The sequence below is a fragment of the Saccharospirillum sp. HFRX-2 genome, assembly GCF_043196805.1.
Lineage (GTDB): Bacteria > Pseudomonadota > Gammaproteobacteria > Pseudomonadales > Natronospirillaceae > Saccharospirillum.
The window spans coordinates 175,811-188,925 of the sequence record NZ_JBEBMU010000005.1 but is presented as its reverse complement, the minus strand read 5'-3'; the positions used below and the strand labels follow the sequence as shown (position 1 = coordinate 188,925).

Sequence of the window (13,115 nt, the reverse complement as noted above, 5' to 3'; positions counted from 1 at the left end):
CATTAACTGCGTCCGTAGCGATCGGTAAAGCGCACGATGTCGTCTTCACCCAGGTAGCTGCCGGTCTGAACCTCGATCAATTCCAGCGGAATCTTGCCGGGGTTTTCCAGCGCATGAACGGTGCCGATGGGAATGTAGACCGACTCGTTCTCGCTCAGCATGCGAGTGTCTTCACCGATGGTGACATTAGCCGTGCCGCTGACCACCACCCAGTGTTCGGCGCGATGGTGATGCATCTGCACCGACAGTTTCTCGCCAGGTTTGACGGTGATGCGTTTCACCTGATGGCGCTCACCCATGTTAATGGTTTTATAAGCGCCCCAGGGACGATGCACACGAGCGTGCAGCTGGTGTTCGCTGCGGCCGCCGGCTTTGATCTGGGTGACGATCTCTTTGACGTCCTGAGCGCGCTCGCGCGGAATCACCAGTACCGCATCGTCGGTTTCGATAATGGCCAGATCGTTAACGCCAACCGCAGCCACCAAACGGCTTTCCGCGCGGATCAAATTGCCATGGGCATCGTGCGTCAACACATCGCCTTGAATGGCGTTGCCGTCGGCGTCTTTGTCATTCAAATCATAGAGTGCGGACCAGGCGCCGATGTCGTTCCAGTCGCCGCTATAAGGCACCACCACCGCGCGATCGGTGTGTTCCATAATGGCGTAATCGATGGAATCGGACGGGCTCTTGGCGAAGGCTTCGGCATCGACCCGGATAAAATCCAAATCGCTGTATTCACCGGCCATGGCCGCTTCGGTCGCGGCAAAAATCGACGGCTGATGACGCTTCAGTTCGTCCAGATAGACGCTGGCTTTAAAGACGAACATGCCCGAATTCCAGTAGTGGCGACCGCTTTGCAAATAGCCTGCAGCGGTCTCGGCATCGGGTTTTTCACGGAAGGCGGCAACGGCGCTGACTTGCCCAGGCTGGGCGGCTTCAATATAGCCGTAGCCGGTTTCGGCGTAGCTGGGCGTCACACCGAAGGTGACCAGCTTATCTTCTGCCGCTTGCTCCAGGGCCTGCTGCAAGGCGGCGCTAAAGGATGCCCGATCCTGAATCACATGGTCGGCAGGCAACACCACCAGAGTGGCATCCGGATCACGCTGTACGGCTTGAAAGGCTGCCAAAGCAATGGCCGGGGCCGTATTGCGACCTTCAGGTTCAAGAATTAAATCACTGCTGACTTGCAAATCGGCCATTTGTTGGGCGATTAAAAACCGGTGCTCATCGTTACAGACAATAATAGGGGCCTCGGTCATACCGGCCGCCTGAGCGCGCTCGACAGTTTGCTGGATCAGGCTGTGCTCGGTGCCGGTCAGGCTGATGCATTGCTTGGGAAACAACTCACGCGATACCGGCCACAGTCGTGAGCCGACGCCACCGGCGAGCAAAACAGGAATAATCAACCCGCAATCTCCATGTTCAACAGTGTCAGAATGCGCGGATGATAGCACTGGCTGGCCGCCAAAGCCCACGACCGCATCACTCCACAGGATGACGCTCTAATCGCCTTCGGGTACACTGTGCGGCCTTTTTCGGCCGCTGTGTCTGGCCGATATCGTCGAACCTTTTGCTGTCCAATCACGAGGAAGCGCGAAGCAATGAGCGAACCCCGCAAGATTCTGGTTACCAGTGCCCTGCCCTACGCCAACGGCCCCATCCACCTGGGTCATATGCTGGAACATATCCAAACCGATATCTGGGTACGCTTCCAAAACAGCATGGGTAACCACTGCACCTACGTTTGCGCCGACGACACCCACGGCACCGCCGTTATGCTGCGCGCCGAAAAAGAAGGCAAGACGCCGGAAGATCATATCGACACCATGCGCCGCGAACATATGCGCGATTTCGCCGGCTTTTTGATCGACCACCACAACTATTACAGCACTCACTCCGAGGAAAACCGTTTCTTCGCCGAGCAGATTTACGGTCGCTTAAAAGCCAATGGCCATATCACCACCAAGACCATTCGCCAGCTCTACGATCCGGAGAAAGAAATCTTCCTGGCCGATCGTTTCGTCAAAGGCACTTGCCCGAAATGCGGCAGCGAAGATCAGTATGGCGATGCCTGCGAAGTGTGCAGCGCCACCTACGAGCCGAACGAACTGATCAACCCGCGTTCGGTATACAGCGGCGCCACGCCGGTCGAGAAAGAATCCGAGCACTACTTCTTCGACCTGCCGCAATTCCAGACCATGCTGCGCAGCTGGACCCGTTCGGGCACACTGCAAGAAAGCGTCGCCAACAAGCTGGCTGAGTGGGTTGATGCCGAACTGCAGCCTTGGGATGTCAGCCGCGATGCGCCCTATTTCGGTTTCGAAATTCCCGATGCACCGGGCAAGTATTTCTACGTCTGGCTGGATGCGCCGATCGGCTATATGGCCAGCTTTAAAAACCTCTGCGACCGTCGCGACGATCTGAACTTCGACGACTATTGGCGCAAGGAATCCAATGCCGAGCTGTATCACTTTATCGGCAAAGACATCATTAATTTCCACGCTCTGTTCTGGCCGGCCATGCTCGACAGCGCCAACTACCGCAAACCGAACGGCGTCTATGCGCACGGCTATGTCACGGTCAACGGCGAGAAGATGTCCAAGTCGCGCGGCACTTTCATTATGGCCAAAACCTACCTGGAACATCTGAGCCCGGAATACCTGCGTTATTACTACGCCGCCAAACTCGGCGACGGTGTGGAAGACATCGATCTGTCGCTGACCGACTTCGCCCAACGGGTGAATTCCGACTTGGTCGGCAAGGTGGTCAACATCGCCAGCCGCTGTGCCGGCTTTATCAAAAAAGGCGGCGGCAAGCTGTCCGACAACATTGCTGAACCGGCCATGCTGGCCGATTTCCAGGCTGCCGGCGAACGCATCGCTGCTCATTTTGAAGCGCGCGAATACAGCCGGGCGATCCGTGAAATCATGACACTCGCCGACCGCGCCAACGAATACATTCAGTCCAAAGCACCCTGGAGCCTGGCGAAGGAAGAAGGCCGCGATCAGGAAGTGCAGGATATCTGTTCAATGGGCATTCACCTGTTCCGTTTGCTGGCCATCTATCTGGGTCCCGTGCTGCCGGCAATGAGTGAAAAAATTGCGACTTTCCTGAATGTCGACAGCCTGAACTTTACCGACCGTCATACGGTGCTGACCGGCCATGCCATCAACAAGTTTAAGCCGCTGCTGACGCGCATCGAGATGGATCAAATTGATGCGCTGATCGAAGCCAGCAAAGAAGACGTTGCCGCTGAAACCAAACCAGCAGCAAAGGCTGCGCCTAAAGCCGAGAGCAAACCCGCTGAAGACAGCCCGGCCGAAATCGAATTTGGCGATTTCGCCAAGGTCGACCTGCGCGTTGCCAAGGTACTGAACGCCGACTACGTCGAAGGCGCCGACAAACTGCTGCAACTGCAACTCGATGCCGGCAATGGCGAAACCCGCCAGGTATTTTCCGGCATTCGCAGCCACTACGAACCGGCGGATCTGGTCGGCAAGTCGGTGGTGCTGGTGTACAACCTCAAGCCGCGCAAAATGCGTTTTGGCCTGTCCGAAGGCATGGTGTTGGCCGCCAGTAGCGGTGACGATCTGTGGGTACTGGAAGGTCCGGCTGCAGCCGCTCCTGGCACCAAGATCAGCTAGCCGAAATGGGCGAACTCTATGCGCTGTTAGCGGCCTTGTCGTGGACAACCGCCGCTTACGGCTTTCGGCATCTCGGCGGCACCCTGACACCGCTGCAGCTGAACCTCTGGAAAGGCATTCTCGCCTGCCTGGGCCTGGCGGCTTTTATTGCCGTCTCGGGCCAGTGGATCAGCTTGCCATCGGCGGTATGGCTGCCACTGTTATTAAGCGGTCTGATCGGTATTACCCTGGGCGATACGCTGCTGTTCTCGGCGCTGAATCGCATTGGTGAACGCACCACCCTGACCATCGCCGAATCGGCCGCGCCGCTGTTCACCATTGGTCTGGGTATGCTGTGGCTCGGTGAGTTTCTGACGCTGTGGCAATGGCTCGGCGCAGCGCTGATTTTGCCGGCGCTGTTCTGGGTATTGGAACCCGGCAATCCAGCGCATCGCAGTCATCCTTTATTGGGTTTGAGTTTTGCGCTGGGTGCAGCGCTGTGCCAGGCCTTGGGCATGGTGTTAATGCGCCAGGTGTTTCTGGCAGTGGATATGCCGGCAAGCCAAGGCGCTTTGTTGCGTTTGTTAGCGGGCATCGCCGCCCTGCCGGTCTTGCTCAGTCTGCGCCGTCAGTCCTGGCTGCCGCGTTTAACGCTGCGCCAGTGGATGATTCTGGCGTTGAGTACCTTGGTCGGTACCTTATTGGCGATCTGGTTCCAACAACTGGCGGTTAAGCGCGCCGAAGCCGGGGTAGTACAAACGCTGATTGCCACCTGCGCTATCATGGCGTTTGCCATCGACCGCCTGCGCGGCAATAAAGCCTCATCTAAAGCCTGGCTGGGTTTAGTGGTTGCCTTTACCGGCGTAGCCTTGATCGCCTTGAGCTAAATCAACCAGCTGACGTTGCCAGCTTGAGTGGCATCGCCGGTTTCCCGATAATGACGCCCGCTTCAAGCGCCGCGCCAAGGACTTGCAATGACGGACTACATACTGCTGTTGGTAGCCACCATTCTGGTGAACAACTTTGTGCTGGTTCAGTTTCTAGGCCTATGCCCCTTTATGGGCGTGTCCAACAAGCTGGAAACGGCCGTCGGTATGTCACTGGCGACGACCTTTGTGCTGACGCTGTCGTCGGTCGCCAGCTACATCGTTTATTCCTGGTTGCTGGTACCGCTCGGTCTGACCTATTTGAAAACCATCAGCTTTATTCTGGTGATCGCCTTTATGGTGCAATTCACCGAAATGCTGGTGCGCAAAACCAGCCCGCTGCTGTATCGGGTGCTGGGTATTTTCCTGCCGCTGATTACTACCAACTGCGCCGTTCTCGGTGTCGCCCTGCTTAATATCAGCCGGCAGAATTCGCTGGTCGAAAGCTTCCTCTATGGCTTTGGCGCTGCCGTGGGTTTCTCGCTGGTGCTGGTGTTGTTTGCCGCTCTGCGCGAGCGTCTGGCAGTAGCCGATGTGCCACAGCCGTTTCAGGGTCCGGCGATTGGCATGATCACCGCCGGCATTATGGCGCTGGCCTTTATGGGCTTTTCCGGCCTGGTTGCGGTGGGTTAAGACGATGTGGACAGCGGTTATTACTCTGTTGATCGTGGCGGCCATTCTTGGCGCGGCGCTCGGTTATGCCTCGGTGCGGTTCAAGCCCGAAGGCAATCCCATCGTCGATGAAATCGATAACGTTCTGCCGCAAACCCAATGCGGCCAATGCGGTTATCCCGGCTGCCGGCCCTACGCCGAAGCCATTGCCGGTGGCGACAAGATCAACAAATGCCCGCCGGGCGGCGAAGCTACTATTCAATCGCTCGCCGATCTGCTCGATGTCGAACCCGAGCCGCTGGATGCCGAACACGGCGTCGAGAAAGCCAAGATGGTGGCGGTCATTCGCGAAGACGAATGCATCGGCTGCACCAAGTGCATTCAGGCCTGCCCGGTCGACGCCATTCTCGGCGCCGCCAAACAGATGCACACCGTGATCGAAAGCGAATGCACCGGCTGCGATCTGTGCGTGGAACCCTGCCCGGTCGATTGCATCGATATGGTGGAAGTGGGTACTGACCTCGACCACTGGCATCTGGATAAACCCGCCAACCTGATTGCCACCGACCGGGAGCAGGCCGCATGAATGCTCCGCTGATCATCACCGACCGGCCGCATCGCTTTCACGGCGGCGTACATCCGGCTGATAACAAAGCGCAATCGAACAGCACCGCCATCGAAACACTGCCGCTGCCGCCCGTCTTGGTGTTACCGCTGCGCATGCATCTGGGCGCACCCGCCGAACCGCGCGTCAGCGTCGGCATGACGGTGCGTAAAGGCGATGTTCTGGCCGATGCCGATGGCGCCATCAGCGCCGCCGTCCACGCCCCGACCTCGGGCCGCATAGTCGCCATCGAAGATCGCATCATTGCGCACGAGTCGGGGCTGAGCGCGCCCTGCATTGTGCTCGAAGCCGATGGTGAAGACGCCTGGCGTGAGCGTCAGGGTTATCCGGACTGGCGCCAACGCGACGCCAGCGAACTGATTCAACGCCTGCGCGATTGCGGCCTGGCCGGTCTGGGCGGCGCTGGCTTCCCAACCGACGTCAAATACCGCAACACCCATCACGCCATCGATACGCTGATCATCAACGCCGCCGAATGCGAACCCTATATCACCGCCGACGACCGGCTGATGCGCGAACGCGCCACTGAGATTCTCGAAGGCGCTGCCATTGCCGCCAGCCTGGTCGGCGCCACTACTATTCGTCTGGGCATCGAAGACAACAAGCCCGAAGCCCTGGCCGCCATGACCGCAGCAGCTCAACAACTTGAGCTGTCATTAAGAGTCACGGTGGTGCCCACCAAGTACCCCAGTGGCGGCGAAAAACAACTGATACAGTTGATTACTGGCCAGGAAGTGCCCGCCGGAGGCCTGCCCTCCGACCTCGGCATCATCTGCCAGAACGTCGGTACGCTGGCCGCCATTCGCGCCGCAGTGATCGACGATGAACCGCTGATCCGGCGTGTTACCACCGTCACCGGTGCCGCCGCCGACCGCCCCGGCAACTACGAAGTGTTGATCGGCACGCCCATCGAAACCCTGCTCAACCAGGCCGGCGTGCATCTGAAAAAAGCCGACCGCGTCATTATGGGCGGCCCGATGATGGGTTTTGCCCTGCCCGACATCACCGCGCCGCTGAGCAAAACCACTAACTGCCTGCTGGTGCCCAGCAAAAAAGAACTGCCGCCGAGCCAGATCGACAACCCCTGCATTCGTTGCGGTCAGTGCGAGCAGGTCTGTCCGGCAGGCCTGTTACCGCAGCAACTGTTCTGGGCCGCTAAGAGCCGCGATCTGGACAGCGCCGAGTTGCATTCCATCGCCGATTGCATCGAATGCGGCGCCTGCGCCTGGGTGTGCCCTAGCCACATTCCGCTGGTGCACTATTACCGCTACGCCAAGGGCGAAATTCGCCAGGAGCGCGAAGAACAAATTAAGTCCGAACGCGCCCGGGCACGCTTCGAAGCACGCCAGGCGCGACTGGAAAAAGAACAGCAGGAAAAAGAAGCTCGCCGCGCCGCCCGAGCCAAAGCCGCCGCTGAAGCCCAGGCACGCAAGCAGACCGAGGCTGGTGAAACCAGCTCGGATCCGGTCCAGGCAGCGCTGGAACGCGCCCGTGCCAAGCGCGCTGAACGTCAAACCGGAGCGGCTGACAACGGCCAGCCAAGCCTGGCCGATCTGGAAAAAGCACTGGAACTGGCGGCAGCCAAGGTCAAAAAAGCCAATGAGCGCCTGGTCGCCGCCGAGCAGGAGGCGCCAGATACCGTGCCCGCTTTGCAAAAGGCCATCACCAAGCTGGAAGAGAAACACCGCCAGGCACAGCAAGCGTTGGAAACGGCGCGAGATCAGGGTAACGCCTTATGATAAACAGCACGCCGACAGCGCCCCATATTCAAGGCCCGGTCTCCGTCAGCCGCGTGATGGCCTTAGTGCTCGCTGCGCTGATTCCGGGCTGGGTGGTGTTGATTGCCTCTTTCGGCTGGGGTTATCTGATCAATCCATTACTGGCTGGCGCAACTGCCATCATCACCGAAGCCGCTCTGCTAAAAGCCCGCGGCCGACCGGTGCTGTTCTTCCTCAAAGACTTCAGCGCCCTGGTCACCGCTGCTTTGCTGGCACTGGCGCTGCCACCGCTGTCACCCTGGTGGCTGACGGTGCTGGGCACTGCTCTAGCGCTGATCTTCGCCAAGCATCTGTTCGGCGGGCTGGGCAACAATCCGTTTAATCCGGCCATGGTGGCTTACACCTTGCTGCTGGTGTCGCTGCCGCTCTATATGACCACCCGCTGGGCCAACCCGGATCAGTGGTTGTCATTCGCCGACACGCTGTCGGTGATCTTCGCTGGCGGCGTACCGATCGATGCCGCCACAGCAGCAACGCCTTTGGATGTGTACAAGCTCAATATCGCCAACCTGACCGCCAGCGAAGTACTGCGTGAGCCTGTCTTTGGCAGTTTTGTCGCCCAGGGCTGGGACATCGCTAACCTAGCCTTTCTGATCGGTGGCGTTTTGCTGATCTGGCAGCGCATCATCAGCTGGCATATTCCGGTCGCGCTGCTCGGTGCGCTGGCAATAATGAGCCTGCTGTTTGGCTCCGACGCCGATCTGCGCGTGCCCTTGTCGCTGCATCTGCTCGGTGGTGCCACCATGCTCGGCGCTTTCTTTATCGCCACCGATCCGGTCAGCGCGGCAACGTCCAACAAAGGCAAACTGATTTATGGCGCCGGTATTGGCGTGTTGATTTACCTGATTCGGACCTGGGGTAATTACCCGGATGCGGTTGCTTTTGCGGTCCTGCTGATGAACTTTGCCGCGCCCCTAATCGACCACTACAGCCGACCGCGTGTTTACGGCCACCGCAAAGCCATCAAAGGATTCAAGCGCGATGACTGAGCCGACCGACACCATCACCCTGAGCGGCGCTATTCGCCGTGGCGCCATCGGGCTGGGGCTCTTTGCTGTGTTAACGGCGGGGCTGATCGCGCTGACGCAGCAACTGACCGCCGAGCGCATCGCCGACAACAAACGCGCTTTCGAAGCTCAGACATTGCTGGCGCTGGTCCCGGCCGATCAGCACGATAATGAACTGCTGGATACCGCCTACCCCACGGACTTAGCCGGCTTAACCCAAACCGAATTGCTGCGCTTGCCCGAGCCAGCGCTCTGGTATCAGGCTCAGCAGAACGACGAAGTGGTAGCGGTGATTTTGCCGTTAGTGGCGCCGGAAGGTTATACCGAAGCCATCCGCTTAATCATGGCCGTCGATCACGATGGCACCCTGATGGGCGTGCGCGTAGTGCAACATCGCGAAACACCCGGCTTGGGCGATCAGGTTGAGGTTACTAAATCCGACTGGATTCACGGCTTTGATGGTCAATCTCTGGGGCAGCCACCGCTGGAAGACTGGCAAGTGAAAAAGGACGGCGGCGCTTTCGATCAGCTTACCGGCGCCACCATCACCCCAAGAGCCGTGGTACGCGCCGTCGCCCGGGGTTTGCAGTTCTTTGAACTCAACCGCTCAGTGTTACTGACCATCAACCCAACGCAGGAGCCCAGCGAATGAGCGATGCCCGCGAACTGACCCGCAATGGTCTGTGGAGCAACAACCCGGCATTGGTACAGCTACTCGGCCTGTGCCCGCTGTTGGCCGTCACCGGCACGGTGGTCAATGCGCTGGGCCTGGGGCTGGCAACGCTGGTGGTTTTGGTGGGTTCCAATACGGCGGTGTCGCTGATTCGCAATTACGTGCCCGATACCGTTCGATTGCCCGCCTTCGTGATGATCATCGCGTCCTTCGTGACCTGCGCTGAATTGCTGATGCAAGCATTCACCTACGAGCTCTATCAGGTGCTGGGCATCTTTATTCCGCTGATCGTCACCAACTGCGCCATTCTCGGTCGCGCCGATGCCTTTGCGCGTAAGAACCCGGTGCTGCCGTCGATGCTCGACGGCTTGATGATGGGCCTCGGTTTCCTGGCGGTGTTGCTGGTGCTCGGCGCGCTGCGCGAGATCATCGGTCAGGGCACGCTGCTGACCAATATGGAACTGATCTTCGGGCCTGCTGCGGCCAGCTGGGAACTGACCCTCTTTCCCGACTATCCGGACTTTCTGTTTGCCGTTCTGCCGCCCGGCGCCTTTGTCGGTTTAGGCTTGTTGATTGCACTGAAAAACCGCATCGACACGGGCATTGAAGCCCGTCGCGCGGCCAAGGCTGATCGGGTTGTGGCCGGTTCCAAAAGAGTTCGGGTCACCGGCCATATCAGTTAACACAACCCGACTCTTCGAGTAGCCTTGCTGATCGACCACCGTTGGAGACGACCGCTTGAACAAAGCCAAACGCATCGAGATTTTCACCCGCCTGCGTGAGGCCAACCCCTCGCCTAAAACCGAGCTCGAATACAGCAGCCCCTTTGAGCTGTTGGTCGCCGTCGTGCTGTCGGCCCAGGCGACCGACAAGGGCGTCAATAAAGCCACCGCCAAACTCTTTCCGGTCGCCAATACGCCTCAGGCGATTTACGACCTAGGCGTCGATGGCCTGAAGGACTACATCAAAACCATCGGTCTGTTTAATTCCAAAGCCGAAAACGTCCATAAGCTGTGCCGGCAACTGCTCGATCTGCACGCTGGCGAAGTACCACAGACCCGCGAAGCGCTGGAAGCACTGCCCGGCGTCGGTCGTAAAACCGCCAATGTGGTGCTGAACACCGCCTTCGGCCAACCCACCATGGCCGTCGATACGCACATTTTTCGGGTGGCCAATCGCACCCGCATTGCACCCGGTAAAAACGTGGTGGAAGTCGAACAACGGCTAGTCCGGCTAATTCCCGCCGAGTTTATGATGGATGCCCATCACTGGCTGATCCTCCACGGTCGCTATACCTGCACCGCCCGCAAACCACGTTGTGGCGCCTGCCTGATCGAAGATTTATGCGAGTACCGCGACAAAACAGAATGAGTGGATAGCCGTGCATGGATTGCTGATTACCGACACCAACTGCCATCTGCCCAAGGGCGTACTGAATCGATTTCCGATCGACCGCCTGACGGGTACTAACGGCTTTGCCGATCGTCTGATCAATAATTGGCTCTATCAGTGTGACGCCTTGCTGGCGGTGGGTTCGAAGCGACCGGTAGAGCGCTGGCAAAGGCTGGTTGCACAGCACCAGACCGAGTTTGCAGACCGGCGTCTCAGTGCCCAGCTAAAACACCCTTTTTATCTGCGGTTGTTTGGCAGTCGGCATGGCTACGCGGCCTTGGGCATTATGGTCAGCACGGCGGCCGACTTGCTTGAACGGCAATGGCATCCCGATGCGATAAGAGCGCAGCTGGCGCGGACGGAGACGCTGGTTCAGCACTACCTGGCTTTGCCTGCTGGCTCAGCTCAGTGGCATGAAAACAGACCCTCTTGGATGCGGCGCTGGCGTCGCACCACCGCTGGCGTGATGCAATGCCAGCCTGGCCGGGAACAACGCCTCTTATCCAGTAACAACCCGGTTCAGGCCTTGCTGCAACTCAGCAGCGACCTGGCACCGTCTAAGGTTTCATTCAACCTGAGTTACGCCGGGGATCCGACCTCACTGCAAGCACTGACCGCTTTCCGGGACTGGCATCAGGGAGTTCATGAGCGTGGTGGTCGCTGCTGGCTGAGCGCTATGGATGACGCCAGCGCCCGGCAGTGTGGGGCCGGCGCTCTGAGTCTGGCCTGGATCAGCGCACCCGCTCGTCGCGAAACGCCTTGAGGTTTTCTTCGTTACGCAAGAAGCGCGCAAAGGCACGACCCAGTTGGATGTCCGGTTCGCCATTACGCTGGCGGTTAACGCGCAAGTATTGATAGACCGCGACGGTGCGTATCAGGCCGTCATCTTCTGGCGCTTCCTCTGCTTCCAGACCCGCTTCCTGACGCATGATCGAAATGGCCGCTTTCATCGCCACCAGATCGACAGCATCGACCGGATAATCCGGCGTGCCACGGCCAGTCGCCAGCCATTCCAGCGAGCAGCCGGTGATGTCAGCAATCTGGTTAGCCCGCGATAAGGTCGGCTCTGAGCCTTTGAGGTATTTGCGAATCAGACTTTCACCCAGATCAACGCGGCGGGCAAAGGCGCTGACAGAGCTGGTGCCAATCAGTTCGCGCAAGCGATCAGCAAAGCTCATAGCGGGAAATCGTCATCGCTCGGTGCAAAGGCTGGCAGCGGCCAGTCGGTGCCTTCGACCAGGTTAATCAGTTCCAACAGAATCATAGCGGTCAGCCCCCAGATATGGCGTCCCTGGTAATGATAATGCGGAATCTGGAAATCGACGCCATGACGATGCACCGGCATTAGTTCCGGCGCGGTATCGGCAAAGTAGGCCCAGGGGACAATAAACCAGTCAGCAATTTCATCCGGGCTCGGCCGGCAATCATCCAGATGCTCAACCCAGCCAACGTAGGGAAACACCTGCACTCCCGACTTGGACAAACCGGTCGACAGCGAGCCCAGCAGTTCGATGCGCGACGGCGGTAAGTTGAGTTCTTCGTGGGTTTCACGCAAGGCGGTCTCGGCGAGATCGCTGTCTTCGACCTCCCACATACCACCGGGAAAGGCCACCTCGCCAGGATGACTATTAAGATGCGCCGCGCGCACCGTCAGCAATACGCCCACCTCATCGGTTTCAACCAAAGGTACCAGCACACCGGCTTTGGGTGTGGTGAGTGTCAACTGACGTGGGCGATGTGAGCGCAGCGGCTCAATAAAACGGTTTTGATGGGGACTGACAGGCTTCATGGGTACAGCATCTCATATTTCGACAGCCGTGGCTTGACCTCGCCGCCGGGCTTAACCTTGTTGTATCGGCAGCAGACCAGCGTTCTGAATCACAATTTGGCCGTTTAACGTTGATAGAGATTGCCATACGGGTACCCAAATCGGTTTTTCGATGCTAGCTTTATCAGCGGCTGGGAAAGGGAGCACAAGGATTCCAGCCGAAGTAAAGAGCCTCTGAATAACTCGCGCAAGGCTCCTAAATGATCGCGGCGCTGCGGTGTCGCCCGAACAACCCCAAGGAAGTGGGTGAGGAAGTCGCTCATGGCGGAACTCCAAAAAGAACTACCCAACTTTGATACCTTGATGGACTTGGCCAATCGCGATCCAGACGGCCTGGAACACCTTCGTACTTCGTTGATTCGCGATTTCATTGATCGCGCTCCGGATAATCAACGCCAACGTCTGCAAGGCTTGCAGTTCACCATCGATATGGAACGCCGCAAAGCCAAAAACCCGGTCCAAAGCTGCATGCGGATGTCGCAGATGATGCACGAACGCGTCACCGACCTGTGCGACAGCCTGAACGACTTCTCCACTCTGACGGTCGTTTCCGAGCCGGTTGCATCGCGACCCACCAATGTTATCCCACTGCGCCCGCGTTCTTGGGAAGACGAAGCCGACGAGTCCTGATAGGCTGGTCGTTCCAGCCAC

The 13,115-nt window shown here is 58.6% G+C and carries 14 protein-coding genes; 11 read left to right on the top strand and 3 right to left on the bottom strand.

Features of this window, described 5'->3' with window-relative positions; all coding sequences use genetic code 11:
- Positions 1-2 precede the first annotated feature (2 nt).
- Positions 3-1,406, bottom strand: a complete 1,404-nt coding sequence (locus ABMA60_RS12455; RefSeq protein ID WP_392803526.1) for a mannose-1-phosphate guanylyltransferase/mannose-6-phosphate isomerase — start codon at positions 1,404-1,406, stop codon at positions 3-5.
- Between the two features lie 195 nt (positions 1,407-1,601).
- On the opposite strand from ABMA60_RS12455, the gene metG reads away from it, so the two are divergent.
- The 10 genes from metG (at position 1,602) to ABMA60_RS12405 (ending at position 11,399) form a co-directional block, all read left to right on the top strand.
- Entirely contained in the window at positions 1,602-3,644 is a 2,043-nt protein-coding gene (gene metG / locus ABMA60_RS12450; protein WP_392803524.1) for a methionine--tRNA ligase, read from the top strand.
- On the top strand, positions 3,593-4,510 hold the full coding sequence (locus ABMA60_RS12445; protein WP_392803522.1) for a DMT family transporter: 918 nt from the start codon (positions 3,593-3,595) through the stop codon (positions 4,508-4,510). The genes metG and ABMA60_RS12445 overlap by 52 nt, the downstream gene beginning before the upstream one ends.
- 87 nt (positions 4,511-4,597) lie before the next feature.
- Positions 4,598-5,182, top strand: coding sequence for an electron transport complex subunit RsxA (gene rsxA, locus ABMA60_RS12440; protein ID WP_392803520.1), 585 nt, complete (start codon positions 4,598-4,600; stop codon positions 5,180-5,182).
- 4 nt (positions 5,183-5,186) lie between these two features.
- Positions 5,187-5,747, top strand: coding sequence for an electron transport complex subunit RsxB (gene rsxB, locus ABMA60_RS12435; RefSeq protein ID WP_392803518.1), 561 nt, complete (start codon positions 5,187-5,189; stop codon positions 5,745-5,747).
- Complete coding sequence (rsxC, locus tag ABMA60_RS12430; RefSeq protein ID WP_392803516.1) at positions 5,744-7,525, top strand: electron transport complex subunit RsxC; 1,782 nt, start codon at positions 5,744-5,746, stop codon at positions 7,523-7,525. Before rsxB ends, rsxC begins: the two co-directional genes overlap by 4 nt.
- Positions 7,522-8,553 carry an RnfABCDGE type electron transport complex subunit D gene (locus ABMA60_RS12425; protein WP_392803514.1) on the top strand — a complete coding sequence of 344 codons (1,032 nt, stop codon included), beginning with the start codon at positions 7,522-7,524 and terminating at the stop codon, positions 8,551-8,553. Before rsxC ends, ABMA60_RS12425 begins: the two co-directional genes overlap by 4 nt.
- On the top strand, positions 8,546-9,223 hold the full coding sequence (gene rsxG / locus ABMA60_RS12420; protein WP_392803512.1) for an electron transport complex subunit RsxG: 678 nt from the start codon (positions 8,546-8,548) through the stop codon (positions 9,221-9,223). The genes ABMA60_RS12425 and rsxG overlap by 8 nt, the downstream gene beginning before the upstream one ends.
- Positions 9,220-9,927 (top strand): electron transport complex subunit E, encoded by a 708-nt coding sequence (locus ABMA60_RS12415; RefSeq protein ID WP_392803510.1) that lies wholly within the window; start codon positions 9,220-9,222, stop codon positions 9,925-9,927. Before rsxG ends, ABMA60_RS12415 begins: the two co-directional genes overlap by 4 nt.
- Before the next feature lie 55 nt (positions 9,928-9,982).
- Entirely contained in the window at positions 9,983-10,615 is a 633-nt protein-coding gene (gene nth, locus ABMA60_RS12410; RefSeq protein WP_392803508.1) for an endonuclease III, read from the top strand.
- A 10-nt stretch (positions 10,616-10,625) separates the two neighbouring features.
- On the top strand, positions 10,626-11,399 hold the full coding sequence (locus ABMA60_RS12405) for a hypothetical protein (RefSeq protein WP_392803506.1): 774 nt from the start codon (positions 10,626-10,628) through the stop codon (positions 11,397-11,399).
- On the opposite strand, the gene ABMA60_RS12400 is transcribed toward ABMA60_RS12405, so the two are convergent.
- Together ABMA60_RS12400 and ABMA60_RS12395 are read right to left on the bottom strand one after the other, a co-directional pair.
- A complete protein-coding gene (locus ABMA60_RS12400) occupies positions 11,368-11,814 on the bottom strand; it encodes a helix-turn-helix domain-containing protein (RefSeq protein ID WP_392803504.1) in 447 nt (148 codons plus the stop codon). The genes ABMA60_RS12405 and ABMA60_RS12400 overlap by 32 nt on opposite strands.
- A complete protein-coding gene (locus tag ABMA60_RS12395; RefSeq protein ID WP_392803502.1) occupies positions 11,811-12,425 on the bottom strand; it encodes an NUDIX hydrolase in 615 nt (204 codons plus the stop codon). The genes ABMA60_RS12400 and ABMA60_RS12395 overlap by 4 nt, the downstream gene beginning before the upstream one ends.
- 300 nt (positions 12,426-12,725) lie before the next feature.
- On the opposite strand from ABMA60_RS12395, the gene ABMA60_RS12390 reads away from it, so the two are divergent.
- Complete coding sequence (locus tag ABMA60_RS12390) at positions 12,726-13,094, top strand: DUF3135 domain-containing protein (RefSeq protein WP_392803500.1); 369 nt, start codon at positions 12,726-12,728, stop codon at positions 13,092-13,094.
- Positions 13,095-13,115: the final 21 nt, after the last annotated feature.

What these genes read in the sequence shown, in the direction of transcription:
- ABMA60_RS12425 (WP_392803514.1), top strand. Translation starts at nt 7,522, where the DNA reads ATGATAAACAGCACGCCGACAGCGCCCCATATTCAAGGCCCGGTCTCC.
- rsxA (WP_392803520.1), top strand. Translation starts at nt 4,598, where the DNA reads ATGACGGACTACATACTGCTGTTGGTAGCCACCATTCTGGTGAACAAC.
- rsxC (WP_392803516.1), top strand. Translation starts at nt 5,744, where the DNA reads ATGAATGCTCCGCTGATCATCACCGACCGGCCGCATCGCTTTCACGGC.
- ABMA60_RS12390 (WP_392803500.1), top strand. Translation starts at nt 12,726, where the DNA reads ATGGCGGAACTCCAAAAAGAACTACCCAACTTTGATACCTTGATGGAC.
- rsxG (WP_392803512.1), top strand. Translation starts at nt 8,546, where the DNA reads ATGACTGAGCCGACCGACACCATCACCCTGAGCGGCGCTATTCGCCGT.
- rsxB (WP_392803518.1), top strand. Translation starts at nt 5,187, where the DNA reads ATGTGGACAGCGGTTATTACTCTGTTGATCGTGGCGGCCATTCTTGGC.
- ABMA60_RS12415 (WP_392803510.1), top strand. Translation starts at nt 9,220, where the DNA reads ATGAGCGATGCCCGCGAACTGACCCGCAATGGTCTGTGGAGCAACAAC.
- metG (WP_392803524.1), top strand. Translation starts at nt 1,602, where the DNA reads ATGAGCGAACCCCGCAAGATTCTGGTTACCAGTGCCCTGCCCTACGCC.
- ABMA60_RS12400 (WP_392803504.1), bottom strand. Translation starts at nt 11,814, where the DNA reads ATGAGCTTTGCTGATCGCTTGCGCGAACTGATTGGCACCAGCTCTGTC.
- ABMA60_RS12395 (WP_392803502.1), bottom strand. Translation starts at nt 12,425, where the DNA reads ATGAAGCCTGTCAGTCCCCATCAAAACCGTTTTATTGAGCCGCTGCGC.